Origin of the sequence: Vibrio sp. 10N.261.52.A1, assembly GCF_002876325.1 — a bacterium.
In the GTDB taxonomy this organism is placed as follows: Bacteria; Pseudomonadota; Gammaproteobacteria; order Enterobacterales; family Vibrionaceae; genus Vibrio; species Vibrio chagasii.
This window is the reverse complement of the sequence record NZ_MCYD01000777.1, coordinates 1-10,746: the sequence shown is the minus strand read 5'-3', so window position 1 is coordinate 10,746 and position 10,746 is coordinate 1. Positions and strand designations below refer to the sequence as shown.

11 protein-coding genes and 1 pseudogene are annotated in these 10,746 nt (G+C 46.2%); all 12 read right to left on the bottom strand.

All coding sequences use genetic code 11. The annotated features are described in order from the left end of the window. Positions 1 to 221 (bottom strand): annotated as a pseudogene (locus BCT81_RS16255) (DUF3261 domain-containing protein); the annotation flags it as partial. Further along, complete coding sequence (locus BCT81_RS16250) at positions 218 to 2,590, bottom strand: MMPL family transporter (RefSeq protein ID WP_102425111.1); 2,373 nt, start codon at positions 2,588 to 2,590, stop codon at positions 218 to 220. The pseudogene BCT81_RS16255 and the gene BCT81_RS16250, both read right to left, overlap by 4 nt. After that, entirely contained in the window at positions 2,562 to 3,242 is a 681-nt protein-coding gene (locus tag BCT81_RS16245; protein ID WP_102425110.1) for an outer membrane lipoprotein carrier protein LolA, read from the bottom strand. Before BCT81_RS16245 ends, BCT81_RS16250 begins: the two co-directional genes overlap by 29 nt. Next, positions 3,229 to 3,732: an acyl-CoA thioesterase gene (locus BCT81_RS16240; RefSeq protein ID WP_102425109.1), complete on the bottom strand. Its 504-nt coding sequence runs from the start codon at positions 3,730 to 3,732 to the stop codon at positions 3,229 to 3,231. Before BCT81_RS16240 ends, BCT81_RS16245 begins: the two co-directional genes overlap by 14 nt. A 55-nt stretch (positions 3,733 to 3,787) precedes the next feature. Continuing rightward, positions 3,788 to 5,335 carry an aromatic amino acid ammonia-lyase gene (locus BCT81_RS16235; protein ID WP_102425108.1) on the bottom strand — a complete coding sequence of 516 codons (1,548 nt, stop codon included), beginning with the start codon at positions 5,333 to 5,335 and terminating at the stop codon, positions 3,788 to 3,790. Next, positions 5,313 to 7,112, bottom strand: coding sequence for a glycosyltransferase family 2 protein (locus BCT81_RS16230; RefSeq protein ID WP_102425107.1), 1,800 nt, complete (start codon positions 7,110 to 7,112; stop codon positions 5,313 to 5,315). Before BCT81_RS16230 ends, BCT81_RS16235 begins: the two co-directional genes overlap by 23 nt. Further along, the gene (locus BCT81_RS16225) at positions 7,105 to 7,467 is read right to left on the bottom strand and encodes a hypothetical protein (protein WP_061034120.1); all 363 of its coding nucleotides are present in this window, start codon (positions 7,465 to 7,467) and stop codon (positions 7,105 to 7,107) included. Before BCT81_RS16225 ends, BCT81_RS16230 begins: the two co-directional genes overlap by 8 nt. Positions 7,468 to 7,555: 88 nt before the next feature. Next, the gene (locus tag BCT81_RS16220) at positions 7,556 to 8,944 is read right to left on the bottom strand and encodes an AMP-binding protein (RefSeq protein WP_102425106.1); all 1,389 of its coding nucleotides are present in this window, start codon (positions 8,942 to 8,944) and stop codon (positions 7,556 to 7,558) included. A gap of 6 nt (positions 8,945 to 8,950) precedes the next feature. Further along, complete coding sequence (locus BCT81_RS16215; RefSeq protein WP_102425105.1) at positions 8,951 to 9,508, bottom strand: septation protein IspZ; 558 nt, start codon at positions 9,506 to 9,508, stop codon at positions 8,951 to 8,953. Next, on the bottom strand, positions 9,508 to 9,765 hold the full coding sequence (locus tag BCT81_RS16210) for an acyl carrier protein (RefSeq protein WP_004739745.1): 258 nt from the start codon (positions 9,763 to 9,765) through the stop codon (positions 9,508 to 9,510). The genes BCT81_RS16215 and BCT81_RS16210 overlap by 1 nt, the downstream gene beginning before the upstream one ends. 10 nt (positions 9,766 to 9,775) lie before the next feature. Further along, entirely contained in the window at positions 9,776 to 10,036 is a 261-nt protein-coding gene (locus tag BCT81_RS16205) for a phosphopantetheine-binding protein (RefSeq protein WP_004739743.1), read from the bottom strand. 105 nt (positions 10,037 to 10,141) lie between these two features. Beyond that, positions 10,142 to 10,746 (bottom strand): lysophospholipid acyltransferase family protein (locus BCT81_RS16200; protein ID WP_102425104.1); only part of this gene is annotated, 605 nt, incomplete at its 5' end.

Sequence of the window (10,746 nt, the reverse complement as noted above, 5' to 3'; positions counted from 1 at the left end):
TCAACTTGAACCGGTAACTGTTGGGTATCCTCTTGCCAGGTTGCGCTAATCAATTGACTTGCTGTTAATGAGTACCCAAGTTCTTCGGGTAGAGGCAAGGCGAGTTCTGTGTCTTTATTGATAGTGACGCTCGCACCTGTCGGTTGTTGAGAAACCAGTGAACAGGCATTGAGTAGGAAGCTAAATACGACAGCGAGTGCTATCTTGATTGTCTTGTTCATCTAAAGGCCTCGCGAGGTTTGGTTTTTTCTGTGGTTTGTTTGCTGTTGATTGCGAGTGGAGAAAGTAGCCATGCCACAGAAATACCAGTTAACACGGTAATCCCGAAGCTATGAATCGCATGAGTCTGACTGAGTGACAGTAAGCCGAATGACAGCAGTGTCGTGAGGCCAGATAAAGTGATTGCTAATAGGGTGCTCAGCGACTTCTTCTGCTCCGCAAAAAACAGGGTGTAGTCGATACCAATCCCTAAAATCAGAATTAAGCCAAGCAGATTAAATAGGTTCAATGTTGAGCCTAAAACGCCAGTCACCGCTAACCCCGCTACACCTGCAATAAGAGATGGCAGAAGCATTAATAGGCTTTGTTTCACGCCATATCGCCATCCTAGCACCATGCCAATAGCAGCGAAGGCAATCAATAATAGCTCGGTAATTTTGACGCGGTACTCAGCAAAAAGAGAGGAGATTTCATCTGCTTTATTGAGGTATTTCACACCTTGTTGCTGAGCGAAGTCTGACTCTAACCACTGTGAGAATAGTTCCGTGTTAGTGACGTCTTTGACCATGATAACCGACGCTGCTTGGTTATTGATTGGTTTTAACCAAAGCGGGCGAATAGGCTCTGATACAGGCGACGATAGAAACTCATCGAGCGTGATCGGACTGTATTTAGGAAGCTCTGGGAAGCTCGGCCAGCCAAGCGTAGTTTGTAGTGTGGCGCTTTGACTATCATAAAGCTGCTTAACCAGCTGATAGTTATGGTGTTGTGCTTGTTCACTTGGCAGGTGTTGATTGACGCTGCGATAGCCTGAGATAGCTTGCTGAGCGACTAAGTTATCAAGATTAGAACTGATCAATGCTAACTTATTGAGCAGCGCTTGGTTGCTTTCGGCAGTAACTAGCAGCATGTTCTGAGCACTACCTAAACCAGATATCTCAGAGATAGCTTGCTCTTGTTGTTTTAGCTCGTCAGGCATTGCTTGAAGCTGCCTGATATCGTCGTCGTAGCGAACCTGAGTGATTGACGCCAAACTTAAGACGGTCACTATCAATGGCAAGCCGATTCTAAACCTAGGATGGCTCCACAAGTTTAACCATGTGTGCCAAAGGCCAGCCAAAGGAAGCGCTCGTTCTTGGCTCGGTTTAGAGGCCAACACGGGGTACCAACACACCACGCTTGCGTAGGCGGCGATAAGTCCGATGGACGAGAATAGTGCAAGTTGTTGTAGACCAGGGAAGGGCGCAACCAGCAGCCCTAAGTATCCGATTAAGCTAGTGATTAAACCTAGGGTGATGGCAACTAAGATGTGCTTTAGCCCTTTGTCACTCTGCCATTGGCTTCCTGCGGCCAAACGGTCAGTGAGGTAATGAAACGAGTAATCGATGGATACGCCAATCAAGCTCGCGCCAAACACCAAGCTGAATAGGTGGACCTTGCCAAAGATAGCGACGGTGCTCGCCAATGCGACCAATAACCCCGTGCTAATTGAGAGTAAAGACAAGGCAAGTGGGAGTGCGCTACGAAACGTTAACCACACCAATAAAATTACGCCCGCTAATGACCCTAAACCAATAGTGCTGATTTCAGATTTCGCACTTTGGGTGCCGTAATTTGCGTAGAAAACCACGCCAGTGTGCTGAACTTTAACGTCAAATTGCTTCTCAATGTCTCGCTCTAAAGTATCTAGCGCGGGTAGTTGTTCTTGAATCGCCAGGCTATAAGGAGAGCCCGCCAGCGTTGCGGTAACGAGGATATGTGATTGCTCTTGAGATTGAGCGGTGAGATAGCCATCTTTAAGTCCAAAGTTACTCGAGCGGGTGCCAACCTCGCTTATATAGTCACGAAATAACAGGAATGGGTCTAAGGTGAGCTCGGTCGCTGTCACGCCTGAAAAAGGGTTGTACAAGGATTGAATCACATACTGAGCACGTGACTCAGGTGTGAGCGTAAGAGTCTCTTTTTGTTGCTCTGTTAGTAGTTGAGCTCGATGACGGAAGTAGAAGTCACTCCATTGGCTTTGTGTGCTTGAGTTAATTTTACCTTGCACGTGTTTGAAGAGTACTGATCCACCTGAAAACGCGTCATGATTGAGTGCTTTTTCAAAGACTTTGGTTGCTGCGATGGTGTTCTTGATGTCTGATCCACTTAAGATGAATACGACCTCTTCACTCATCGAGTTGGAAATCTGCTGGAAAGCTTGTTCAACCATAGGATCTTGCTGATTTTCAGGCAGCAATTTCATGATGTTGCTTTCGATAGGCACTGAAGAAGAAAAAGCGAACTGTTTAATCAACAGTCCGCTGAATAGTGCCACAATCACTAGCCAAACAAGGGCGAGCTTAGAGCTGAAATTGTTGCGCTTCGGCATCTGACAATACTTCCGGTTGATGGCTTAGCTGACTGAATTCGATCACCGTGCTATCTCCGCGAATCTCTTTTAACTCAATACGCTCAATATCACTGTTACCTTGCAGTGTGATGGCCTCAAATACGGCATTCATAGGTGCGCTTTTGGGCTTAAGAGTCAGTGTCCAAGATCCTGTGTTTTGGTCTGAGCTTTGCGCCGTTGCAGGCTGGAATGACAGTGAGAATTGGTCTTGAAGTTTTTGTGTATCACCGTGGAACACAGATAGGAAAATATGGCTGAAATAAAACGCCATTGGGTTTTCTTTATCAGTGATGATCTTTGCGGGCTGGTCGGCAAACCTTTGGCTCAACTTGTTGTCGGTGAGCACTAAGTTCACCGGAAACGGTGTGGTTTGTGTCCAGAGTAAGCCATTTGATTTGTCTAATAGGAATGTACCTTGCGACGTCAGAGGCTGGGCGAACATCTCCATATTGCGCGTTTGAGTAAACTCGCCACGAACAATGCTATTTTGGCTGAGTACCGTTTGCAGCTCTGAGATAGAACTGACAGCAGCAGTGTTCTCTTTGGCGTTTACAAGGCCACTCGTCATTATCGCAGTAAGCCCAAGTAGTAGGATATTGATGTGTTTGCGGCTGCGCTTAAACAGATTCATGATTCACCTGCTGTGAGCTAGAAGCTTGGGATTGATGTTCAGCTGCGAGAGGTAAGCAGCCATACTGGTGCCAGTGTTCTACCTTGTCAGTAAACACTTTCGGTGAAGCAAAGCACATCTCTTGCTCTTCAATGGTTACCGCAACCTGCATGGTGTGAGCGCGTGTCATGCGAGCACCCGTTAGAGCATCATAAATTTCATAATCAACGCGCAGGCGGTTTTCCCACTCGGTGAGCTTCGCCGTGACCTTAATCTTGTGATTAAACGGTATCGCTTTGATGTATTTTACGCGGGTATCGATGATCGGCCACATGTAGCCTGAGTCCTTCATCTCATGGTAGTTGTACTCAATCTTATCCATCATGATGCGTCTTACTTCTTCAAAGAATCGGAAGTAGTTGCCGTGATAGATCACGCCCATTGGGTCGGCATCTTGGAATGAGGTAACAAGTGTCACCTCAGATTGTAATGGATGAAGGATTTCAGACATAAATCGCTCTCAACAATATTGCGTAAAGGGTTGGCTACTTTATGAGGTCATGACTCTATGAATAAAGTGACCAGTGTTGATTTTGAATACGAGAAATAAAGTGGCGCAGATCGTCTTCAAGCGGGCGGTCCTCGACAATAAACTCGAACTCTTTCAGTACTTCGTCGCGAATGTGCTTGAGGTTCTCACTCATATGGTGCTCATCAAGCTCATTGTGGCGTTTACGAAGTTCAAGCGCTTGCGTACCGGCTAGAAGTGATGCTGCTGCCACTTGCTCTGTTAGCTCTAGAACGCGTAAACAGTCACGAGCTGCGATGGTGCCCATGCTCACTTTGTCTTGGTTGTGACACTCAGTCGAACGAGAGAACACGCTTGCAGGCATCGTGTGTTTCAATGCTTCTGCTGTCCAAGCTGACACGCCGATCTGTACCGCTTTGAAGCCGTGGTTGATTGGTTTACGTTCGCCTTCAGCACCCGTTAGGTTGAATGGCAAGCCGTTGTTGAACTTGTAATCCATTAGCTGGGCCATTTGGCGGTCAAGCAGGTCTGCAAGGTTGGCTACGGCAGTTTTTAGTGTATCCATTGCCATCGCGATATGACCACCATAGAAGTGTCCACCGTGTAGTACGCGTTCATTATCACCATCGATAATTGGGTTGTCGTTGGCACTGTTTAGTTCGTTCTCGATCATCTGGCGAAGCCAAGGCAGAGAGTCCTGAACCACACCGATAACATGTGGCGCACAGCGCAGAGAGTAACGATCTTGTAGGCGATCACTGTTGCGTGGCGGGCGATCTGCTTGCAGATCATCACGCAGCCATGCCGCAACCTGTTGTTGACCTGGATGAGGTTTCACAGCAAACAGCGCTTCATCGAAGTGGAAGTCATTACCGTGCATACCGACCGATACCATAGCCGTGATCTTAGTTGACAGCTGAGCTAGGTATTCTGCACGCTTGTAAGCGATACAAGCCAAAGCAGTCATAACAGAAGTACCATTCATCAATGCCAAACCTTCTTTTGGCTTAAGCTTGATAGGGCTAATGCCTAGCTCTTTGTAGACATCACTGGTTGGGCGCACTTCACCTTTGTAGATTACATCACGCTCACCAATTAGCGCTGCTGCTAAGTAAGACAGAGGTGTTAAGTCGCCACTAGCACCCACCGATCCTTCTTGAGGAATGCGCGGCGAGATGTCTTGGTTGATTAGGGTAACGATCTGGTTGAGCAGATCGTGAGTCACACCAGACACACCTTGTGACAGCGAACACAGGCGCGTTGCTAATACCGCACGAGATTGCTCGTGAGACAGTGTTTCACCTAAACCACAACCGTGGAAACGCGTCAGATGCAGAGGTAGTTCATCGACAAGGTTTGGCGGAATCGCAACGGTACAGGAGTCACCATAACCTGTCGTTACGCCGTAAATCACGCCTTCTTCTTTCAGTAGGCGTTCTAGGAATGCAACACCGCGGTCGATTTTTGAAGTGAACTCGTCACTGGTGTTCATCGAGGCTTTTGCGCCCTGTGAGATAGCGACAACGTCCTCGATAGTGAGGCGTTCGGCACCAAAGGTGATGCTATTTGGATTCTTTTTCGTCATGGTGCTTGCTCAATGTCCAAAAATTAAAAAAGTTGTACCACTGAAGCGGTGCTTTCAGTGTGTAGTGCTGAAGTCGATCTGCGTATTGCTGAACGACTTGCTTTAAAGATTGTTCGCGTGTCTTTCTTGGAAGTTCGATTCTGTCGCTAAAATGCTCGAAATAGACATTAAAGTGCGGCTTTGCTTGTGAATCGTCACGTAACCCAAATAGCAAAAATACGGGTGCTTTGAGTACAGAGGCTAACATAAATGGCCCTTGAGGGAACGGGGCTTCCTTACCTAAGAACTCTGCCCATACCGATCGGCTCTCTTTGCTGGTGGAAGTTCTATCACCAACAATCACGATCCACTCACCTTGCTCTAACTTCTGCTGTAAAAGGATAGCCGTATCAGGTCCCATCGAAGTTACTTGGATCAGGTTTAAGTCAGACTGCGGGTTAACCGCTTTCATCACTGAGTTAAAACGCTCAGCGTGCTCAGTGAACACCAGCGCATTGATTTTGATGTTTGAGTGTCTGCGACCTAAAGCGCGACATAATTCAATGTTGCCTAGGTGTGAGCCTAAAATCAGCACACCTTGCTTATTTGCCACCATGTTTTCGAATTGGTCTTGGCCTTGGATGGTGAGGTTCTCTACTGAGAAATCGCCTTTCCATGCCGCAAGCTTGTCGAGCATGGTATGCCCAAACGAAAGCAGATGGTTGTAGCTGGTTAGTTCGCCGGGTAACTCAATATTTTGCTGTTCCGCATAGGCCTTCAACTGAAACAAGTATTGCTCAGAAGCGTTTCGCGCGCGCTTGCCCGTTAAGTGGTAGTAACGCATCACACAACGTAGAATGAGGTTGAACACACCGCGACCTAACAAGGTATAAATGGCTAATAACAGTTTGATACCTAAAACGGTGCCGCGTTCCTGGGTGCGAGACCAGTGCGGTTGCTCTGAAGTTTGCTGTTCTGAATCCGTCGATGAAGCTTGGTAACTTTCAGCAGAATCGGATTTGAAATGGCGAGCAATCAGTTTTGGTGCTCTTGGCAGCATGCCGAAGAACAGGCGCGTATGCATCCAACTGATTTTGATGTTATCCCACAATGCATCGAAATGAGAGATGCCGTTTTCAGGATAGATGACTCGAGTTTCAACGAAGTCTATGTCGCAGCCTTCCCAATACAGGCGAACCAATATCTCGATATCGAAGTCCATTCGAGACCCAACATCGTATTTGCTAAGTACCGCTTGTGTTTGGTTGATAGGGTACGCTCTAAAGCCACACATGCTGTCTTTAATTGATAAAGAAAGGGTTTCTATCCATACCCAAATGTGTGTCGCGTAGCGCCCGTACAGTCTCGCCTTGGGCACACTCTCGTCGTAGACAGGCTGGCCTGATATCAGACGTTGTGGCTTAGCTTGTGAGGCCTCAATTAATGTTGGTAAGGCTTCAAGGTCGTGTTGTCCGTCAGCATCAATTTGAATGGCGTGGCTAAAGCCGAGTTCGTGTGCTTTTTTGATACCGGCCTTTACTGCACCGCCTTTGCCTTGGTTCTGCTCAAGTGTCACCAAGGTTACGTGTGAGTGCTCTGCAAGAGGAGCCAGAAACTGTTTTGTGGTCAGTTCACTGCCATCGTCGACGATGATTATCGGCAACTCAAAATGATGGAGTGACGACACCACAGCTGGCATGGTTGCGCCATGGTTAAAGCACGGGATAAGGAAGCAAGCTTTGTAGCTGCTTTCTTCTGTTGGGCGTTGAGAAGTAGCCTCGATGGGAGCGCTATTCACTTTTTTCTCCCAGCTTCATTTTGCCTGAAGAGTGGGTCTGTTCACCGTTGTTCGAGGTGTAACTAAAGCTCAGCTTGTCTTTGTCAGCATCCCATTTGAGTGATAGCTGGATTGTAGCGTCAGGCAGGATAGGCTCTTGGAACTTAATGACTTCCATACCTTTAAAGAAACCAGGAACGCCTAACTCTTGGACTGCGTAGTGAAGTGCCCAATCAATTTGCGTGACGCCCGGTAGAATAGGGAAGCTCTTGAAGTGCCCCTTAAAATCGGTGATATCTCCGCTAACATGAAGTGTCAGGGTCGATTCATTTTCTACCGTGTCTACAGCAATGATGTTTGGTTTTCTTTTATCCATAGGGTGTGCTTAGAATCCTTGGGCAAATATTGGTTCTTTGACAAAAATATAAAAAGATAATCTCAGTGTAAAATACGATCAGCGGTTTCTATGATTTTATTAGCTGTTCTATGTGAGATGTTAATCGCTTGCCTTGGCTGTTGAGAGGAATCTCATCAACAATACGATACTTTCGTGGGATAGCGATTGGCTCTAACCACTTTCTGAGCTCTGTGCGTAGCATCAACCAGAATTTACCTTTACTTATGGTCGATAGAGTGGCTTGGCCTTCATCTGATAATACCAAAACCGAGGCTAGGATGAGGCGCTCTGGTTCTTCAAATGGAATCACCACACACTCGCTTATCCAAGGCAGTTGCTCAAGGCGCTTTTCTACTTCAACCAGTGATACTCGTTTCTCTTCAATCTTGATCACTCGGTCCGTTCGACCTTTCAAAATGAATTGATTGTCTGAGACCATTTCGCACTCGTCGGCGGTTTGATACCAGTTGTTTCTATCGATATATGGCGACAATAACTTAATGCAATTCTCACTGTTGAGACTAGCCTCAATACAGTCAAAAAGCTGCCAAGGGGTTTGAGCGCTCTCTTGTTGGCGAAAAGCGATGCCACCGGTCTCTGTGCTGCCAAATACCTCTATTGGTAAATGTCCTAGTAAATCTCGTGACTGATGAGCCGACTCGGTAGGCAGTGGACCACCCGAAGAGAAGACTCCGGCAAGTTGTACCTTGTTGGTCTCATGCTTTAATCGCTTCAGTAGCGCAGGGCTGCTGATCAGCACACAGTTTTTATTGGCATGAGACAGAATTTGTTCAGGGTATTCTAGGTTGTTACGAGCAAACGGAATACCAGAGCAGAGTGGCCATAAGATTCTAAACAGTAAGCCATAGATATGTTGATGCGAAACCGTGCTTTGAACTTGGTTACCTTTGAGCAGCTTACCCCAGTTTTTATCTAACTGAGTCGTCTCAATATCTAAGAGCTCTAGCGTTTTATTTATCGCTTTTGGCGTCCCGCTTGAACCTGAAGTGAACAGGGTCAAATGGGTGGCTGCCAAATCAATGGCCGGTAGACTATTGGACAGAGATGTTTCTACTTCAGTGCTTGAATTCAATAAGGCTTGAATATTGCGAACGTCAGCCACCTCAACTACGCCAATTGAATCATCAACTAACAAGCAATCAAAATGTTCACTTAGCTCGGTAAGTGCACAAGGTTGATAGTTGCCTGGTAAAATAATGTGTTTGTTCGCAGCTGCAGATGCTAAGAACGCCACTGAGAACAGATAGCTGTCTTGGGTACAAATCGCGACTCGCTGAACAGCCGATGAGCTCAATTGCCATATGAGTTTCGATAAGTCGTCGTTAAAGGTTTGCCACGTAATCTCGCTATTGTCATCAAAGCAGACAATAGATTCGGGCACTCGGTTTTGAGTGAGAAGCTCAGACAGCGAGGTGTAAGATACGGTTTGGGTCATAACAATTTAACTCTGACGAATGCGTTGTCTCACTATCCACTCCCCTGCAAAGAGCACCCCTGCAAACACATAGCTGAGTAAGCCATTATATAGGGTCCATACTTCTAACGGTTGGAAGCAGGTGTATAAAGCAATAGAGCCATTAATAACAAAGAACAAGCACCAGACTTTGGTGACTTTTCTTGTGTAATCAATGCCACTTTGGGGAAGCTCTGGCTCTTGAAGGCGAGCAAGACGTTCGATGATCGTTTGTGGCTGCCATAGGCTTGAAGCAAAGACAGCCAGCATACAAACATTAACGATAACGGGGTAATAGGTTAGCCAGCCATGCTGTTTAAAGGCCAAACCTAATGTCAGCAGAACAATACCAGCACTTCCACTGATCCAAGCTAGGTGTTTTAGCTCTTTGATTTTTGCCTGACCGCCAGTAAAAATGCGAACAGCAAAGATAACGCCCAAGGCGATACCTACGGTTTGCAGGCCAAACTTGTTGAGTCCAAAGTAAACCGCTATTGGATAAGTGAAAAGTATGATTGCCGACAGTAAAGTCAGCAGAGGACGCACTATGCGTCCTTCAATAGTTCAACCACAGACTCTACAACGTCATTAACGGTGCGTACTGCTTTGAACTCTTCAGGTTTGATCTTTTTACCTGTTACGTTCTGGAGGTGAACGACTAAATCAACCGCATCAATGCTGTCTAGGTCTAGATCAAGATAGAGATGAGCTTCCGGAGTGATATCTTCAGCATCAAGCTCGAACAGCTCAATCAGCGCATCTTTAACCTGGTTGTATACTTCTTGTTGGTTAGCTTGTGTCATAAAGATCTGTCTAGTTGTTCGTTTGAGATGAGATGTAGTTTGCTAGATTTGCAACCGACGCAAAATGCTCGCGAGTGTTTGAATCGTCAGCATCAATAACGATGTTGTACTTCTTCTTGATAGCAAGGCCAAGCTCTAGTGCATCAATAGAATCTAGCCCTAGTCCATCACCAAACAGTGGAGCTTCCGTTTCAATCTCATCAATGCTCATGTCTTCAAGATTTAGTGCGTCGATGATCAGTTGTTTCAGTTCGTTGTGTAATGTTTCCACTTTGGCCTACTTAATGCTTTATCTAAATGCTGCTTTAAGGGGGCGATTCTACATGACGTGAAGTATTTTCGAAATGCTGATATCGCCAGTTATGTTATTGATGCACTAAATATTTTCTTCGGAAGGGAAAATTGTTTGTGCAAGATGATGATTAAGGCGTCTTGCTGCCGAAGTTAAATTATTCGAGCTTTCAATAAATGGTGCGACTTCTATTTTACCTTTCACCGCGACATGAAAAAAGGGCTTCGTTACTGGAACTTGATACCATTTTTTCTCTTTCGTTAAGAATGTTGGAGAAACTGTAATATGAATTATACGTAGATCCGTTTGTGTTCGGGTGGCAATTTGCGCGGCACCACGCTGTAAGGATGGTTCAATTCCGGGCGTAGTGCGAGTGCCTTCGGGAAAAACTAGTAGGACATTACCGCGCGAAAAGCGCTCTTCACAACGTTCTAAAAGATCGTCGGGAGCCTGATTGGGTATGTAGCCCGCGGCTTTGACGATCCTTTTCATAAATGGGTTTTCCCAAATGGCAGCTTTAACCAAACAGTCACATTGAGGAAGTTGTGAGGCGATTAGCACGTAGTCTATTAAGCTCGGGTGATTCGCAACAATAATGCAGTTTCGGTCTTCACGCAGTAACTCAGCACCATCAATTCGGTAGTCAATTGCGCCTGTGAATTTCATGATCTGGCAGAAGGCATTGAATG

Coding starts and splice junctions, on each gene's coding strand:
- BCT81_RS16240 (WP_102425109.1), bottom strand. CDS start 3,732: ATGTCTGAAATCCTTCATCCATTACAATCTGAGGTGACACTTGTTACC.
- BCT81_RS16225 (WP_061034120.1), bottom strand. CDS start 7,467: ATGGATAAAAGAAAACCAAACATCATTGCTGTAGACACGGTAGAAAAT.
- BCT81_RS16220 (WP_102425106.1), bottom strand. CDS start 8,944: ATGACCCAAACCGTATCTTACACCTCGCTGTCTGAGCTTCTCACTCAA.
- BCT81_RS16245 (WP_102425110.1), bottom strand. CDS start 3,242: ATGAATCTGTTTAAGCGCAGCCGCAAACACATCAATATCCTACTACTT.
- BCT81_RS16235 (WP_102425108.1), bottom strand. CDS start 5,335: ATGACGAAAAAGAATCCAAATAGCATCACCTTTGGTGCCGAACGCCTC.
- BCT81_RS16250 (WP_102425111.1), bottom strand. CDS start 2,590: ATGCCGAAGCGCAACAATTTCAGCTCTAAGCTCGCCCTTGTTTGGCTA.
- BCT81_RS16210 (WP_004739745.1), bottom strand. CDS start 9,765: ATGACACAAGCTAACCAACAAGAAGTATACAACCAGGTTAAAGATGCG.